Annotated in this window: 12 protein-coding genes; 6 read left to right on the top strand and 6 right to left on the bottom strand. The window is 43.8% G+C overall.

From position 1 onward, the window contains the following. Nucleotides 1–30 precede the first annotated feature (30 nt). Together H6G86_RS16075 and H6G86_RS16070 are read left to right on the top strand one after the other, a co-directional pair. Nucleotides 31–1,437 carry a family 2B encapsulin nanocompartment shell protein gene (locus H6G86_RS16075; protein ID WP_190935166.1) on the top strand — a complete coding sequence of 469 codons (1,407 nt, stop codon included), beginning with the start codon at nt 31–33 and terminating at the stop codon, nt 1,435–1,437. Between the two features lie 321 nt (nt 1,438–1,758). Beyond that, the gene (locus tag H6G86_RS16070; RefSeq protein WP_190935165.1) at nt 1,759–3,165 is read left to right on the top strand and encodes a family 2B encapsulin nanocompartment shell protein; all 1,407 of its coding nucleotides are present in this window, start codon (nt 1,759–1,761) and stop codon (nt 3,163–3,165) included. A gap of 500 nt (nt 3,166–3,665) precedes the next feature. On the opposite strand, the gene metK is transcribed toward H6G86_RS16070, so the two are convergent. Continuing rightward, complete coding sequence (gene metK / locus H6G86_RS16065; RefSeq protein ID WP_163927402.1) at nt 3,666–4,940, bottom strand: methionine adenosyltransferase; 1,275 nt, start codon at nt 4,938–4,940, stop codon at nt 3,666–3,668. 349 nt (nt 4,941–5,289) lie between these two features. Further along, nucleotides 5,290–6,294, bottom strand: a complete 1,005-nt coding sequence (locus H6G86_RS16060) for a phosphoribulokinase (RefSeq protein ID WP_181932234.1) — start codon at nt 6,292–6,294, stop codon at nt 5,290–5,292. A gap of 1,209 nt (nt 6,295–7,503) precedes the next feature. Between H6G86_RS16060 and cpcD/petH the strand changes: the two genes are divergently transcribed. The 3 genes from cpcD/petH to H6G86_RS16045 all read left to right on the top strand — a co-directional run bounded on the left by cpcD/petH (nt 7,504) and on the right by H6G86_RS16045 (nt 11,240). Next, complete coding sequence (gene cpcD/petH / locus H6G86_RS16055; protein ID WP_190935164.1) at nt 7,504–8,817, top strand: bifunctional rod-capping linker CpcD/ferredoxin--NADP reductase PetH; 1,314 nt, start codon at nt 7,504–7,506, stop codon at nt 8,815–8,817. 252 nt (nt 8,818–9,069) lie between these two features. Next, nucleotides 9,070–10,356, top strand: coding sequence for a homoserine dehydrogenase (locus H6G86_RS16050; protein WP_190935163.1), 1,287 nt, complete (start codon nt 9,070–9,072; stop codon nt 10,354–10,356). 173 nt (nt 10,357–10,529) lie between these two features. Beyond that, nucleotides 10,530–11,240, top strand: coding sequence for a class I SAM-dependent methyltransferase (locus H6G86_RS16045; RefSeq protein ID WP_190935162.1), 711 nt, complete (start codon nt 10,530–10,532; stop codon nt 11,238–11,240). 46 nt (nt 11,241–11,286) lie between these two features. Here the strand turns inward: H6G86_RS16045 and H6G86_RS16040 are convergent, their stop codons facing one another. The 3 genes from H6G86_RS16040 to pgsA all read right to left on the bottom strand — a co-directional run bounded on the left by H6G86_RS16040 (nt 11,287) and on the right by pgsA (nt 13,082). After that, entirely contained in the window at nt 11,287–12,204 is a 918-nt protein-coding gene (locus tag H6G86_RS16040) for a S66 peptidase family protein (protein WP_190935161.1), read from the bottom strand. 142 nt (nt 12,205–12,346) lie between these two features. Continuing rightward, a complete protein-coding gene (locus H6G86_RS16035; RefSeq protein WP_190935160.1) occupies nt 12,347–12,571 on the bottom strand; it encodes a type II toxin-antitoxin system HicB family antitoxin in 225 nt (74 codons plus the stop codon). Then, nucleotides 12,555–13,082, bottom strand: coding sequence for a CDP-diacylglycerol--glycerol-3-phosphate 3-phosphatidyltransferase (gene pgsA, locus H6G86_RS16030; RefSeq protein WP_190935159.1), 528 nt, complete (start codon nt 13,080–13,082; stop codon nt 12,555–12,557). Before pgsA ends, H6G86_RS16035 begins: the two co-directional genes overlap by 17 nt. Nucleotides 13,083–13,253: 171 nt before the next feature. Here pgsA and H6G86_RS16025 point away from each other — a divergent pair, with 171 nt between their 5' ends. After that, nucleotides 13,254–14,690 carry an aspartate ammonia-lyase gene (locus tag H6G86_RS16025; protein WP_190935158.1) on the top strand — a complete coding sequence of 479 codons (1,437 nt, stop codon included), beginning with the start codon at nt 13,254–13,256 and terminating at the stop codon, nt 14,688–14,690. 304 nt (nt 14,691–14,994) lie between these two features. Here H6G86_RS16025 and H6G86_RS16020 read toward each other — a convergent pair whose 3' ends face one another. Further along, nucleotides 14,995–17,742, bottom strand: coding sequence for a cation-translocating P-type ATPase (locus H6G86_RS16020; protein ID WP_190935157.1), 2,748 nt, complete (start codon nt 17,740–17,742; stop codon nt 14,995–14,997). Nucleotides 17,743–17,973 lie beyond the last annotated feature (231 nt).

Genomic DNA, 17,973 nt, shown 5'->3' with positions numbered 1-17,973 from the left:
TTTAGTAACTAAAAAGTGGAGGATTAAGTTGTGACATATTCTAACGACCCCAATTTGGTAGAAGATCAGCAGCCCCAGTTAACTTTAAGTACAGCCGCAGCGCGTAATTTGGCGACAACGGCCAAATCTGCACCGCAAACTCAGGAAATTACATCGCGGTGGTTATTGAAACTGTTGCCGTGGGTGCAGACAAAAGGTGGTGCTTATCGAGTCAACCGTCGGTTGAGTTATTCCGTGGGTGATGGGCGGGTGACTTTCACCAACACTGGAGCAACGGTGCAGGTGATTCCCCTAGAACTGACTGAGTTGCCCTTGCTGCGAGGGTTTAACAACCTTGACGTATTGACTGGGTTAGCAAACCAGTTTGTTCAGCAGGAGTATGCCCCAGATGATGTAATTGTCGAACTTGGTCAGCCTGCCGATCGCGTGATTCTGATTGCTCGTGGCAAGGTAAACAAGATTGGTGTTGGCAAGTATGGCGAGCAGATCGTGTTCGATGTGCTAGCTGACGGCGACCATTTCGGCGATGAAACTGTGGTGCAGTCCGAGGATACTTGGCAGTACACCCTGAAGGCGATTACTAGAACCATCGTTTTGTCGCTACCCCAAGCGGCGTTTGAGAGGGCGATCGCTCAGTCTGAGGCGTTAGGAACCCATGTTGAACAGTTCCGCACCCGCCTGAACCAACCACAGACTCCCCAAGGTGAAGCTGCCATTGAACTGGCGGCCAATCATCCCCAAGAGGCTGAGTTGCCGGGAACCTTCGCCGATTACGAACTCACACCCAGGGAATATGAGTTGAGCATTGCTCAAACGGTGTTGCGAGTCAGTACGCGGGTAGCCGATCTGTACAATGAACCGTACAACCAGACAGAAGAACAACTGCGGTTGACTATCGAGGCATTGCGGGAACGTCAAGAACACGAGTTGCTCAACAACCGCGAATTCGGGTTGCTGCACAACGCCGACCTCAAACAGCGTATCTACAGCAGTAGCGGCGCACCCACTCCCGACGACCTCGACGAGCTGTTAGCGACGGTATGGAAGGAGCCGGGATTCTTCCTGGCTCACCCCCGCACGATCGCTGCCTTCGGTCGTGAGGCCAACCGCCTCGGTCTCTATCCACAAAGCGTAGATGTGAACGGCGTTCAGGTCACATCTTGGCGCGGCGTACCCATTTTTCCTTCCAATAAGATCCCCATCACCAATAACCGTACCAGTTCTATCCTTTTGCTCCGCACTGGTGTAGAAAAACAAGGGGTAATCGGCTTACATCAAACTGGTATTCCCGATGAATACCAACCCAGCTTGTCTGTTCGATTCATGGGCATCAGTGAAAAGGCGATCATCTCCTACCTCGTCACCGCCTACTACTCCGCAGCTGTCCTCACTCCTGACGCACTTGGCATCCTCGAAGATGTGGAAATCGGGCGCTAAATATCAGGAACGCTGAGTGTTGAGTGCTGAGTGAGTAAAAATTATAGCTGACTGTTGATACCCTGCAAGAAAGTGGGCGGTCTTTTAACTCAGCACTGGCTCAACGCCCCGCTACCGCTAATGGAACTCAGCACTCAGCACTGAATGCAATACGGTTTGCTTAAGGCAAGAGACGCGATAAATCGCCGTCTCTACAAAAGATTGATCCTTGTAGAGACGGCGATTTATCGCGTCTTTGGATCTAGAATTTTCATCAAAAAACCTTAACCGAACCGTATTGGCACTGAATGGCACTTTTATTAGTAACTAGAGGATGGGGTGATGACGGATTTTATTGAATCAAATTTAAATGTTGAGAATAGACAACCTCAACTGAGTTTGAGTAAAGATGCTGCGCGGAATTTGTCCACGACCACCAAATCTGCACCGCAGACGCAAGAAATTACCTCGCGGTGGTTGTTGAAGATGTTGCCGTGGGTGCAGACGAAGGGTGGCACTTATCGGCTGAACCGTCGATTGACCTATACTGTCGGTGATGGGCGGTTGAGTTTCTCCAACACCGGAGCCGAGGTGCAGGTGATTCCCCAGGAACTTGGTGAATTGCCCTTGCTGCAAGGGTTTGACGACATTGAGGTGTTAAGGGGGTTGGCAAGTCGGTTTGTTCAGCAGGAGTTCGCACCTGGTGATATCATAGTCCAGTCAGGTCAGCCAGCCAATCAGCTTTTTTTGATCGCACATGGCAAAGCGAACAAGATTGGTGTTGGCAAATATGACGAGCAGCCTCTATTGGATATGCTAGCTGACGGTGATTATTTTGGCGATCGCGTGTTGGTGGAGTCAGAAAGCAATTGGAAGTTCACAGTCCAAGCTGTGAACCGATGCACTGTATTAGTGCTACCACAACAGGCATTTCGGGAACTGCTCAACCAGTCGCAGGCCTTACAGGCTCAACTTGAGCAGTTTAGGACTCGCGCAGAACTTCCACAAAACAAGTATGGAGAAGCTGCGATCGCGTTGTCAACCAGTCATAGTACAGAGACGACGTTACCAGGAACATTTGTTGACTACGAACTCTCACCCCGCGAATATCAGTTAAGCATTGCTCAGACTATGTTGCGAGTGAATACTCGCGTTGCGGATCTGTACAATCAACCATACAACCAGACGGAAGAACAATTGCGGCTGACGATTGAGGCATTGCGGGAACGTCAAGAATACGAGTTGATCAACAACCGCGAATTTGGATTGTTACACAACGCCGACCTCAAACAGCGCGTTTACACCCGCACTGGCCCCCCCACTCCCGATGACCTGGATGAATTAGTCACCCGTCGGCGGAAGTCGAGGTTCTTCCTGGCTCATCCCCGCACGATTGCAGCCTTTGGTCGCCAGTGCAACCGTCGAGGTATCTATCCAGACACCATCGATATGGATGGGAGCAAAATAATCACGTGGCGCAATGTACCGATTTTTCCCTGTAACAAGATTCCGATTACCAAGAACCAGACCAGCTCTATCCTCATACTCCGCACTGGTGAGAAAGATCAGGGTGTAATTGGCTTACATCAAACTGGTATCCCGGATGAATACCAACCCAGTTTGTCTGTCCGATTCATGGGCATCAGCGAAAAGGCAATTATCTCATACCTCGTTACAAACTACTACTCCGCAGCTGTCCTTGTCCCTGACGCACTCGGCATCCTTGAAGATGTCGAAATCGGTCGCTGAGGGGAGTCGGGCATCTAGACACTAAGGAGATGACCAAAAACCAGTTAGCATCCAAGGTGCTGGCTTAAAACCTTAACATGATTAATTTCAGCTTTCGGAGAGCATCCAATTTTTCCAAAAACCACTTGAGTGGCGCAAAAGCCCTTTACAAACCTCTTACCTTTGCGTTCTTCTCTAACGAGACGCTGCGCGAATGTGGTTCGTTTGTTCATTCTCTCATTTTTGTCTGAACCCAACACAATAAAACGGTTGGGATACTCCCAATACTGCTCGATTAAGCATTTTTAACTCGTAATTGGGTTTTGGGTAAAGGTTAAATGGTAAAGGTTAAAGGTTTTTTCTTTCCCCTTTCCCCTTACCCTTTTCCCCTTTACCAACAAGTATTGGGGATACTCCCGCCTTTAGTGCGACAATTGAAAGAGAAATAAGGGTATAGCCAATTTTTGAAGTTGCCTATACCCTCAGATATATAAACTAAGTTTTTGCAGTCGCGTATAAGTCTAAGTTAGTGCTTGAGCAACTACTGCCGAAAGTGATTCGTTTGCTGCTTGCTTCAACAATTCGGCTTTATCGGTCTGTTCCCAAGGCAAGTCTAAATCAGCCCGCCCAAAATGACCGTAAGCCGCGACGTCCTGATAAAAACGTCCGCCTCGTTCACTTGGTAAGTTGCGTAAGTTGAAGGTATGGATAATCCCTGCTGGACGCAGTTCAAAGTGTTTGTTGATTAATTCCAGTAAGGTTTCTTCATCCACTTTGCCAGTGCCAAAGGTATCTACCAAAATGCTTGTTGGTCGCGCTACACCAATAGCATAAGATAGCTGGATTTCAACTTTTTCTGCTAACCCAGCAGCGACAATGTTTTTCGCCACATAGCGAGCTGCATAAGCCGCAGAACGGTCTACCTTCGTGGGGTCTTTGCCAGAAAAAGCGCCGCCACCATGTCGTGAATAACCACCATAGGTGTCAACAATTATTTTCCGTCCTGTTAGACCAGAGTCTCCTTGAGGGCCACCAACGACAAATTTGCCAGTGGGGTTAACTAAAAAACGCGTCTGATCGTTAGGCTTAATGTCAATATCGCCAAAAACAGGTTCGACTACTGCCGACCAGAGGTCTTGTTTAATTTTGGCTTGTACAGCTGCCTCATCCGTAATTTCCCCAATAGTGGCTGTATGCTGAGTGGAAATTAGAATAGTATCAATACCTACCGGCCGCCCATCTTCGTAGACCACAGTTACTTGGGTTTTACCGTCAGGACGCAGGTATGACAATTCGCCTGTTTTACGAACTGCTGCCAATCGGCGAGCAATGCGGTGGGCGAGACTGATGGGTAAGGGCATCAGTTCTGGTGTTTCGTTACTGGCAAAACCGAACATTATACCTTGATCGCCTGCACCAATTTTGTCGAATAGCTCATCACTATCTTGCTGGCGCGTTTCTTGAGCGGTGTTAACACCTTGGGCAATATCAGGTGATTGTTCGTCTAAAGCCAGCAGAACGCTGGTGCTGTTAGCAGAAAAGCCATTATCAGCATTGGTATAGCCAATTTCGGCAATTTTTTTGCGGGCGAGATTGACGAAATTCACATTTGCTTTGGTGGTTATTTCACCAGTGATTAGCACCAAACCAGTGTTAACTACTACTTCAGCAGCGACACGGCTGCTAGGGTCTTGTGTCAGTAGGGCATCCAGAATGGTATCAGAAATCTGATCGCAGATTTTATCTGGATGACCTTCGGTGACTGACTCGGAGGTAAATAGATATCGACGAGACAAAGCAAATTCCTCCTGACTTGAGTTTTTTTGCTGACTAAATGTGGTATTCAGTTCAACTACCTAAATTTAACGTGTGCTTCCAATGAACGGCATTCGTTATGCCTTGAGAGAAACAATTTAGTTTCCTAGGAGCCGTCGAACTCACATTAATTTATGAAATCATAACAATATTTATACTTCAGTAGTTAGTATCTTGTTGATATTGATAAAAACCACTCACTATAAGGTAAGTATCTGTAAAAAAAATAAATTTATGGTAATTATTTCGTAGACAAAATGTATTTAATAACACAAAAAAAGGGGGCACCCAGAAGCGCCCCCACAAACTTTGACACAAGTACTGCTGTTTTTAAACCTGAACCGCTAGCTTTGCTTCCGTAGCTGTCAAACGCTCATAGGCAGCACGCATTTTTAAACCTGTAAGTACTTGGAAGAAACCAGTACCATTATTAGAACCTGGATACTCACGGTGCTGGAGTAACAAATGAGTCAATTCACCCTGATATTTGGTGGATGTATTGCTGAGATGGGTTTCGATATAAATTACTTCTTCCAAGTTGTCAAATTGACCATCTACCTCTAGTACTGAGACATAGCGACCGTAGTAAACATCTGAACCGTAGTATAGTTGCATACCAGGATAAGAACAGGTCAGCTTGCGTCCACAGGGAGTCCAATTAATTGTTGAGCCTTCATCAAATAGGTAGGTTGGATCAAAGCCTTCCTTACCTTCTCGTTGGAGCATACGTACTCGTAGGACTCGGCGCTCTGTGTCGTTTTTGATCAAGTTGGTGGGTAATACTTGGAGAACTACATCAGCAAATTCTCTTTGTGGTTCGATAAACTTTTCAAAGTCAGGTTTGCGGGAATTGATTTGCGCTAAGACATCTTCGTAGCGATGACCGCGTTCAGCCATATCTCGCTGGATTTTCCAGGCGATTTTTACTTCATCGCTAATATCAAAATAAACACTGAAGTCGATTAGCGATCGCACCCGCTCATCATATAAAGGATGCAGTCCTTCAACAACTATAATGTGATTCGGCTCTACCCGCTCTGGCGGGTCGATTAAGCCAGTTTCGTGGTTGTAAATCGGCTTATCAATCGCTTGACCACTTTTGAGCGCTTTAATTTGCTCATACATTAGGTCAAAATTGTTTGCTCTGGGGTCTAGTGCCGTTATCCCAGTTTCTTTACGCTGTTTGCGATCCAAGGAGTGATAATCATCTAAGCAGATGACTGTCATCAAATCTTCACCAAACAAATCTATCAAACGACGCAAAAACGTAGATTTCCCACACCCAGAGTCTCCGGCTACTCCAATCAGTACCACGCGTTCCGGCTTACTTGTCATAAATCCCCTCTAAAATACTAAAATTGTGTCAATATTTTTTCACACAGCAGATTCTGAAGCCAGGAGTTTACCTCTTTGGTTTATCCTGCGTTCTTGCTACCTAGCACATCTATAAGACACCAAGCGGGTAGGCAACAAAGTAATTAAGTTGCTACTCGTCGGACTAGCCTGAATGTTGGTGCCGGTAAGTATTTAATCCTAGTGGTATATTTGATTTTAACAGAAGGGGGTATCCCATACAAGATTACTGTCAAGAAGAATTAGCGTGGTTCATGAATCATTTTTAGGTGATTTAGTTGTTAATTTAAAAATGGGGATCAGTACCGCCCATCAGTATTGCAACTTTATTAGACTGCTACTTGTGACTCTATATAATTAAGACTCTAAGGTATAATTTATTATTGCCGCGAATTTCCTAATATTCTTAAATTGTAATTCCTACTCGACAATACTTAAGATATTCAAAGCAAAAATCTACCCAACGAATGAGCCAAGAACTTGCATTAGTCAAATTATTGGCTGTAAATTTATGTATATGGTCAAATACAAGCGTTTGAGTTATGGCAAAGTACTGAATAGAGGTTGACAGATTTTTCACATCAATGTGAAACTGATTATAGTTGATTAAATCACGGTTCTCTCTATTGCTATGTTTGTAGCTTAAGTTGTAATAGCCATGTAATTATTTCTAGACAGGTCATAAAATATAGCTAACAACATTTCGAGAAAGCAGTAGATTTGGTGAGTTAAAACCAATGGAAAGAAAACTTTCCGGTATTGGTATTCCCCGATTTAAGTTCTCGAAGTAACCAAACACAACGGCAAATTTTGGAGGTCAACTGAGTGGTAGCTTCCAGCAATCAAACTAGTTCTCCTGTCAATATCTGCTATTGTGAGTTACTCGTTGGGTAGTTAAGTAAAAAACTATCTTGCTGATGCGGGTGGTAGTTAACAAAAAAAAGATTAAATTGACTCATTATTAACATTCTCCACAAGACTTATCATTTACCTTAGAAGGTGAACAGGTGTGTTTTTTGCTATGCCTGCATGTCTTTGGTGAGTGTACTTAGCAAGGCATTAATTTAATGATGCCGTTTTTCCTTGAGAGCCAGTTTTGTGAAACGAAAATCCGGTAAACTAAAGCTGGCATGGGATAGGAATAGTTTTTTTTGAAAAACGGTTAAGTAAATTATCGGAGTGGTAGAAAGAATGTACAATCAAGGTGCTGTTGAGGGTGCTGCCAACACAGAATTAGGTAGCCGCGTCTTCGTTTATGAAGTAGTGGGTTTGCGTCAGAGCGAAGAAACTGATCAAACTAACTACCCAATTCGGAAAAGTGGCAGTGTGTTCATCAGAGTGCCTTACAACCGCATGAATCAAGAAATGCGACGTATCACTCGTCTAGGCGGCACAATTGTTAGCATCCAGCCTATAACTGCTCTAGAGCCAGTTAATGGTAAAGCCTCATTTGGGAATGCTACAAGCGTTGTCAGCGAATTAGCTAAATCTGGGGAAACTGCTAACAGTGAAGGGAATGGTAAAGCCACACCTGTAAATGCTCATAGTGCTGAAGAACAGAACAAGGACAAGAAAGGCAACACCATGACTCAAGCGAAAGCCAAAAAAGACCACGGTGACGTTCCTGTTAACACTTACCGTCCCAATGCTCCGTTTATTGGCAAGGTAATATCTAATGAACCGCTAGTCAAAGAAGGTGGTATTGGTATTGTTCAACACCTGAAATTTGACCTATCTGGTGGGGATTTGAAGTATATAGAAGGTCAAAGTATTGGGATTATTCCACCAGGATTAGACAAAAACGGTAAACCAGAGAAACTGAGACTGTACTCCATCGCCTCAACTCGTCATGGCGATGATGTAGATGATAAGACAGTATCACTGTGCGTCCGCCAGTTGGAGTATAAGCACCCAGAAACTGGCGAAACAGTCTACGGTGTTTGCTCTACACACCTGTGTTTCTTGGAACCAGGGGCAGAGGTAAAGATTACAGGGCCTGTGGGTAAGGAAATGTTGTTACCCCAAGATCCTGAAGCTAATGTCATTATGATGGCGACTGGAACAGGTATTGCTCCTATGCGGGCTTATCTGTGGCGGCAGTTTAAAGATGCGGAAAGAGCCGCTAACCCAGAATACCAATTTAAAGGATTCTCTTGGCTGATATTTGGCGTACCAACAACTCCAAACCTGTTATATAAGGAAGAACTGGAAGAAATTCAACAAAAATATCCTGATAACTTCCGCCTAACTGCTGCCATTAGCCGCGAACAGAAAAATCCCCAAGGCGGTAGAATGTATATTCAAGACCGCGTAGCAGAACATGCTGACGAATTGTGGCAGTTGATTAAAAATGAAAAAACTCATACCTACATCTGCGGTTTGCGGGGTATGGAAGAAGGTATTGATGCAGCCTTAACTGCTGCTGCTGCTAAGGAAGGCGTAACCTGGAGTGATTACCAGAAGCAACTCAAGAAAGCCGGTCGCTGGCACGTAGAAACTTACTAATTTAGTCATTAGTCATTGGTCATTAGTCATTAGTTTTAGACAAAGGACGAAGGACAAAGGACAAATGACAAAGGAAGCAGGATAATCAGTAGGTAGGGCAAACGCTCTACCTACAATTGTTTTGTTATGAATATTGTAAATAGCTGAGGAAAGAGTTCTCTGTTCTGCGTGGTAAAGTACTAAGTACTGATAACTACTCAGCACTCAGCACTCAGCACTCAGCACTTAAAGAATAAATTGGGTGCAAAAATTGTGGGTGTGAAACTAGGAATACTCGGATTAGGCACTGTGGGAACGGGGACAGTGCAGTTGTTGCAAGATAAGGCTGGACGGCACCCGTTGTTACAAGAGATAGAAATTTATCGGGTGGGAGTACGATCGCTCGATAAACCTCGGGCAGTAGAATTATCTACAGAAGTCTTAACTACAGATTTAGAATCCATTGTCAACGATCCGGCGGTAGATATAGTTATCGAGGTGATGGGCGGACTGGAGCCGGCACGATCGCTAATTCTCAAAGCTTTGAGTAATGGTAAGCACGTAGTCACCGCCAACAAAGCAGCGATCGCCCGCTTTGGGGCGGAAATTTTCACAACTGCCAATCAAGCTGGCGTATACGTCATGCTAGAAGCTGCTGTGGGTGGCGGGATTCCGGTGATTCAACCCCTAAAGCAGTCTTTGAGTGTTAACCGCATTCACACTGTCACAGGCATTGTGAACGGTACAACTAACTACATCCTGACGCGGATGCAAACAGAAGGCAGCAACTTCAGCGATGTCTTAGCTGATGCCCAACGTTTGGGTTATGCTGAGGCTGACCCTACAGCCGATGTTGAAGGCTTAGACGCAGCCGATAAAATTGCCATCCTCGCATCATTAAGCTTTGGTGGACGCATCAACCTACAAGATGTTTATACCGAAGGCATTCGGCAAGTTAGCAAAACAGATATTGCCTACGCCGAAAAATTGGGATTTGTGATTAAATTGTTAGCGATCGCTAAACGTCATACTCCCTCATCACCACTTTCCGTCAGAGTTCACCCGACTTTAGTGCCCCAAGCTCACCCTTTGGCTAGCATCAACGGCGTTTACAACGCCATTCTCGTCGAAGGAGAACCCATCGGGCAAGTAATGTTTTTCGGCCCCGGTGCTGGTGCAGGTGCAACCGCCAGTGCTGTGACATCAGATATCTTAAATTTAGTTGCTGTCCTCAAAACCAATACAGCAGTTGCAAATCCATTAATAGCTTGTGGACATCAAGAATACTGCCAAATTGCGCCGATGGCAGAACTGATAACTCGGTTTTATGCCCGTTTCCTTACCAATGACCAACCGGGAGTTATCGGGAAATTGGGGACTTGCTTTGGTAACTATGGCGTTAGCTTAGAGTCAATTGTCCAAACTGGCTTTCAAGGGGAACTCGCAGAGATTGTGGTTGTTACCCATGATGTGCGGGAAGGCAATTTTAGGCAAGCTTTGGCAGAAATCCAGAATTTGTCAGCGATTGAAAGCATTCCCAGCTTACTGCGTGTACTTTGAGATTAATGTTTTAGCGAGCGATCGCTTTCAGGGGTTTCTATAAGCTAGAATACGTAATTTTTTTAGCTCTTTCTTTACGTCTGTGCTTGCTAAAATCAAGAACAAACCTCACTCATGCGTGAGGTTAGCCCTATGACTTTAGATATTACCGTTACAACTAACAGGATTTACCAATGCAGCCATCCAACGTTGAAATTAATAAAGAATTCTGGAACAACTATGCCAAAACATGGGATAAATCTCAAGTTATTCTAGGTAATCAAAAAATTACAGATGATGAAAGAGATAATTACGTCAATTATTTAGGTGATGAATGGGCGACAGTAGAAGATGCAGTCAATATTGTGAGTGAGTATATTACACCGTTTATTTCTCAAGACAGTACAGTTGCAGAAATAGGTGTTGGTGGTGGTAGGATTGCGGCAAAAGTGGTTAAAAACGTCAAAAAATTATACTGTTTCGACATAGCACAAGAAATGCTAGATAATGCTGAAGCAGCGCTTATAGAATATCCTCAAATAGAGTTTCGTTTAATAAAAAATTCTCAATTTGAACCTGAGTTTAGCGAAAAATTTGATTTTGTATATTCATTCGATGTATTTGTACATTTAGATTTACAAACAATTTGGAAATACTTAAACGGTATTTATGCAACTCTCAAGTCAGGTGGAAAAGCTTTTATTCATACCACTAATATAACTACACCAAATGGTTGGGCAAGGTTTGCTGCATACGATAATGATGAGGTATTGTATCAACCCACTTCACCAGAAGCAATTAAGTGGTTAATAGAAAAGGCGCAAATGACGGTAATTAAAGAGTCCAGTCCAAATGGAAAAAACTTTTATTTGGATCGGGATTATTTAGTTGTAATACAGAAGTAGATTAATCTGGATGATAACCTAAAGGTATAATAATATTAGCGTTCACCTATGGCGCGTAGCTTGCCGCCGTAGGCATTGCTAATATCCCTGCATCCCCATCTAAAGTTACCTCTACACCCACTGGTAAAGCTGCATTGGGACTATCGTGACCAAAAGGTAAGTCAGAGACAATCGGAATACCTAAATCACCCAAGCGATCGCGCAATACTTCTTCTACACTAAAGCTAGACACAGTTGGCGGCGCTTCACAGCGAGTAAAACCACCTAAAGCAATACCGCAGACTTGAGACAAAGCACCACTCAAACGCCACTGTGTGAGCATTCTATCGATGCGATAGGGTGCTTCTGTGACATCTTCTAACGCCAGTATTACACCATCCAGATATGGCAGGATTGGTGTAGCTAAAAGGTTAGTAGCAACCGTGAGATTACCTGGTAGCAAAGTGCCAGTTACCATGCCGCCACCCCACCCGCAACCCTTGAGAGGCGCAAGAGGACGACCTTCTACCGAATGAAATAATCGCTCAACTGACCAATCTGGCTCATCTGCCAAAGTTGTCAGCACAGGAGCATGAACGCCGGAAATTCCTGCTATATAAAGGCTCCATAATAAAGCTGTGATATCAGAAAAGCCTATAAGCCACTTGGGAAGTGCTGAATTTTGTTGCCAACTCCAATCTTCTAAAATGCGGGTGCTGCCAAAACCCCCTCTAGAACAGAGAATACCGCGACAATCAGGATCTTGCCACGCTGCTGCTAATTGCTGACGACGGGTTTCGTCTGTGCCTGCCAGATAACCCCATTTGTCATCTATCTGAGGACTGATTTCTATGCGATAACCACGCGATCGCCAAATTTCTATACCCCGTTCAAATGCCTCAAATTCTCGCAAAGCACCACTAGGGGCAATTACTCGTAGTAAGTCTCCAGGTTTTAGGGGGGGCGGTAAGATTGGGGATGGCATGAAAAAAGTTAGGGGTGAGGAGAGACGCGATGAATCACATCTGTACAACGGGTTAAGAATAAAGACTATACCTTAGAACTCCGATCAAATTTTATTGAATTATTTTTGAAATTACCGAGTGTTCCTATAATTACGGTGAGGATTACACAAACTGAAAGGAAACATTTGCAGTCAAAGGCTCTGGCAGTGGTTTTCTTTGTGCTTGGTAATCTTCAATCAAAAGTTGTAGTACTTCCTCACCATTATTGAGAGCATCTGCGTAGGTATCTCCATGAGTGTGTGCATAGGGGCCAAACTCAGGTAGGCTGACGATGTATTTTTTATCTTCATTAGACCACTGAATTACAATACTATATTGTCGTTTCATGAGTCCTAGCTTTTTGCGGCAAAAGATAAATACCCCCAGATATTAAAGTCAGGGCAACAGAAATCCAAAAGGCAAGCAAAGAGGGAGTTCGCCACACTTCACCCAGAGGCGCAATCAAAAGTGCGATCGCAACTATTTGACTAACAGTTTTGAGTTTACCCCAAATATTCGCCCCGGTAATCGTCGTTTGATTTACCCGCCAACCAGCGATCGCTAATTCTCGCGCTAAAATCAAAAACACTCCCCAAGCCGGCACTTTTCCTAGTTCAATAAAAACCAGCAACGGCGCAAGTACCAAAAGTTTATCAACTAAGGGATCGAGAAACTTACCCAACTCGCTAATTTGGTTGAGTTTCCGCGCCAAATAGCCGTCTAACCAATCAGTCAATGCAGCAACGAGAAAAATCGCCAAACATATCCACTGAGCTTGAGGTGTGGGATTATATAAACCATAAAGCAGAAATGGTATCCCCAATAGGCGAGAGAAGGTAATCCAGTTGGGTATGGTCATAATAATTCGTAATTCGTAATTCGTAATTCGTAATTCATAAATCAAACTTCAAAATTAACGACTGTAAAGCAACAAGCAGCGAGGCAAATATGCAAAATCTATGCAGATTAGTGTATCTGAGTGTGCCTGCATGGGAAAATCTGTTTTCTGTAGCTCTCTTAAAACAATACTATGACTGAACACACAGACTCTCAATTCCGCATCGAACGCGATTCGATGGGCGATCGCCAAATTGCTAGTAGCTTTTATTACGGCATTCAAACGCTACGAGCAATCGAAAACTTCCCCATTAGCGGACTCAAGCCTTTAGCTACCTACGTAGATGCTGGATTAATAATTAAAAAAGCTACAGCAATTGTCAATGGAGAACTGAATTGTATTCCCCAAGATATTAGTCAGGCGATTGTGCAAGCAACTGATGAAATCCTAGCTGGGAAGTTCCGAGATCAATTTGTCGTGGATGTTTATCAGGCGGGTGCTGGAACATCTCACCACATGAATATCAACGAAGTTTTGGCAAATCGCGCCTTAGAAATTCTGGGTGAAGAAAAGGGCAATTATAAACGTGTTAGTCCTAATGACCACGTTAACTATGGGCAGTCTACCAATGATGTGATTCCTACTGCCATTCGGATTGGTGGATTATTGGCATTATCCAAGACATTACACCCAGCAATAGATGGTGCGATCGCATCCTTAGAAAACAAAGCTGTAGAATTTCAAGATATCGTCAAATCTGGCAGAACCCATTTACAAGACGCTGTACCCGTGCGTTTGGGTGAAAATTTTCGGGCTTGGGCACAAATTCTTGCAGAACACCAAAACCGGATTTATACCGCCTCTGGTGATTTGATGGTGCTGGGTTTGGGAGGTAGTGCAGCCGGAACAGGGTTAAATACTCATCCTCTTTATCGCGCCCGTGTGGTAGAGGTTCTCTCAGAATTGATTGACACTCCTTTAGAACCTGCACCCCATCTTATGGCAGCCATGCAAAGTATGGCCCCATTTGTAAATGTTTCTGGTGCTTTACGCAACTTAGCGCAGGATTTAGTCAAAATCTCTCACGACTTGCGGCTGATGGATTCGGGGCCAAAAACAGGCTTGAAAGAAATTCAACTCCCTCCAGTGCAACCCGGTTCCTCAATTATGCCAGGGAAATATAACCCCGTGATGGCAGAGATGACATCAATGGTGTGTTTTCAGGTGATGGGTTACGACAGTGCGATCGCATTAGCCGCACAAGCCGGACAATTAGAATTAAATGTGATGATGCCACTGATTGCCTATAACCTAATTCACAGCATCGAAATTCTCGGCAATACCATCACTGTCCTTACAGAACGTTGCATTGAAGGAATCACAGCAAACCAGGAACGTTGCTTAGCTTATGCCGAAGGTAGTTTAGCTTTAGTAACTGCACTAAATACCCACATCGGTTATTTAAACGCCGCAGCTGTCGCTAAAGAATCTTTAGAAACTGGTAAATCTTTACGGCAGATTGTCTTAGAACGCGGATTGATGAGTGAAACAGATTTAGCCACAGTGTTAAATCTAGAACAAATGAGTGGTATTTTACCTCTGAGTCGAGAATCAAAGCAGATCGATTAGTGTCAATTTTTTTAACGTAGACGCATTAGCGAAGCGGTAGCGACGTTCGCGTAGCGTCTCGCAGAGAAGGAGCGTCAGCGGCTTGCCGCAGGCTACCACAGAGGCGCAGAGTACACAGAGAGAAAAATAATACCAATTGCAAAAAATAATGCGACAAATAGACCATTTGTAGAGACGCGATTCATCGCGTCTTTACCCAAGGATATGTTGCAATCATTAATTGAATTGGTATAAGAAGGAACAATTAACTGAGCAAAAAACCTCTCATGACTCTGTGTTCTCTGCGGTTCGTTTTTGGCTGTATTTAATTTGGCGGATCAAAACGATTTACTACTGTAGCCCACAAAATCATTGGTGAACCAACTGCTAAACAAAATAGCCACTGCTGCAAGTTTAATGGTGCTGTTTCAAAAACTTCATTAATTAATGGCACATGAGCAAAAATAATTTGCAAAATAATTGCCCCTAAAATCCCAAATCCAATAGCAGGAATATCAACGTTCTCTTTAATTGTGCCGTCCATCTTAGCAATCAAATTCGGGATTAATTGACTAATACTCAATAAATAGAATATTCGTCCAGCAATGAGAGCGTTAATCGCCATTGTTCTTGCTAAATCGATATTACCCGTAGTTTGGCGGATATATTCAAATACTCCAAATATGACAATCCAATTAAATAGGGAAATTGCTAAAATTCGTTGTAACCGACTCCCTGAAATTAATGGTTCATTAGGATGACGGGGCGCTTGTTGCATGATGTTTTGCGCCTTTGGCTCAAAGGCTAAAGGCACTGTCATATTAATAGAATTGAGCATATTGAGCCACAGAACTTGTAAAGATAAAATTGGTAAATCTCTGGCTAGCAATGTGCTAATTAAAATTGTCATTGATTCACCACCATTGACAGGCAAAATAAAGCAAATTGCTTTGAGCAGATTTTTATAAACTGCCCGTCCTTCTTCTATAGCAGCTTCAATGGAGGCAAAATTATCATCGGTAAGCAGCATATCTGCGGCTTCTTTGGCAACTTCTGTACCAGTACCACCCATCGCAATACCAATATCTGCTTGTTTTAAGGCTGGTGCATCGTTGACACCATCTCCTGTCATGGCAACGATTTCACCTTTTGATTGCAAAGCTTCGACTAAACGTAGCTTTTGTTCCGGGGCGACACGGGCAAAGACTACGCCTTCTTGGGCAACTTCGGCAAGTTCTGTTTTATCCATTTTTGCTAGTTCTGCACCTGTGAAAGCCAAAACTGAGCCATTTTTGTTGATACCCATGCGATAAGCGATCGCCTGCGCTGTGATAGCATGATCGCCAGTGATCATTTTGACCTGAATTCCCGCTTCCTGACAGGCTTGGACTGCCTTAATGGCACTCTCACGCGGTGGATCGATCATTCCTTGCAAACCGATGAAAATTAACCCGGTATCAATATCTGGATGATCGAGTGTATTTTGCCTATCGGGTACTACTTTCTTCGCTAAAGCTAATACCCGCAAGCCTTGCCGTGCCATAATATTTACTTCCCGCTCGACGCTGCTTTGCCGTAATGTTTCTACACAATCCAACGGGCGGGGTTGTCCATCAGTGTTCAACATCAGGGTGCAGCGCTGGAGAATTGCCTCGACTGAACCCTTGACATAAATAGTCTTACCTTGGGGTGTGGCGTGCAAAGTCGCCATGTATTGAAAGTCTGATTCAAAGGGAATCGCATCTACCTTTAGCATTTGCTTAACTAAGGTAGGCTGACTAAAACCTGCTTTATTTGCTGATACAATTAATGCGCCTTCTGTGGGATCTCCCATTACTACCCACCTGCCATTCTTCTTTTCTAAATGGGAATCGTTACACAACAAGCCTGCGATTAAACATTCTTGCAAACCTTTATGGCTGTTGAGGTTCACGGGTTTGTCATCTATCAGGATTTCGCCTTCCGGTGTGTAACCGATACCAGTGAGAGTATATTGATATCCCCCGGCATAAATTGCCTGTACTGTCATCTGGTTTTCTGTCAAAGTCCCAGTTTTATCAGAACAAACAACAGTTGCACTTCCCAAGGTTTCTACGGCTGGTAATTTGCGGATAATGGCGTTGCGTCGTGCCATCCGAGAAACACCTATGGCTAAGGTGACTGTCACGACTGCTGGTAATCCTTCAGGAATCGCACTGACTGTTAAAGCGACTGCTGCTTCTAAAGCTTCTTGAAAACCTCGAAAGCTTAATCCCACCACAAAGCAGAGGGCTGCTAATCCTAACACCATATACAGCCAATTCTGGCTGAATTTATTGAATTTTCTAGTTAAGGGAGTAGAAATATCTGTGTGTTGCTCCATTAACTGAGAAATTCGCCCTGTTTCTGTGGTATTCCCTGTGGCAACTACAACACCAGTACCTTGCCCAAAGGTAACGAAGCCACCCGCATAAGCCATATTTTTGCGCTCGGCGAGAGCAATATCTGGCTTTAAAGTTTGAGTATTCTTTTCTACTGCTAGAGATTCACCAGTCAGGGCAGATTCATCTATTTGTAAATTTTTAACCTGAATTAACCGTAAATCTGCTGGGACTTTATCACCAGAAGTTAGCAAAACAATATCGCCAGGCACTAGCTCACCAGAAGCAATGCGTAATTTTTGACCATCACGGATGACAGTTGCTTCGGTGGTAATTGCTTTGGCGAGGGCAGCGATCGCACTTTCGGCTTTCGATTCTTGAATAAATCCAATGATGGCGTTGGTGGTAGTCACTCCCCAAATAACACCAGCATTCACCAAGCTGCCAGTTAGCGCCTTTACTAAACCCGCACACAACAAAATAATCAGCAGTGGTTGGTTAAATTGCAGTAAAAATTTTAACCACCAAGGTTTGCTTTTCTTGCCTGTGAGTTCGTTTGCTCCCACTTCAGACAATAAGTGTTTGGCTACTACACTACTCAAACCATTCTCAGCATCACTATCCAAGCGAGCGATCGTTTCAGAAATTTCCAAAGTATGCCAAATGGTAGATTGCTTTTCTTCGGGTGCGATGGGAAATGCTGCCTGTACCATATTTCTCTCTTAAATTTAGTGTTAAATAAGTTTTAGCACTAAAAATACGTGCTAAATAAAATCAGCACTAATAAAAATTGACTATTATCATCATTACTTTCAATGCTTGCTCAGTAGTCATGGAAGTGAGTAAGTAGGACAGGGTGAAAAAACCAAATTGTGTAAAGATAAGTAAATACACATAATGTATCTACCACGGTAACAGGTATATGGGCAGCCGTTTAAGGGTAT

This window comes from Nostoc sp. FACHB-133, assembly GCF_014698055.1.
GTDB lineage: Bacteria > Cyanobacteriota > Cyanobacteriia > Cyanobacteriales > Nostocaceae > Nostoc.
Note: the sequence above shows the minus strand (reverse complement) of the source record. Positions and strands in the feature narration are given on the sequence as shown.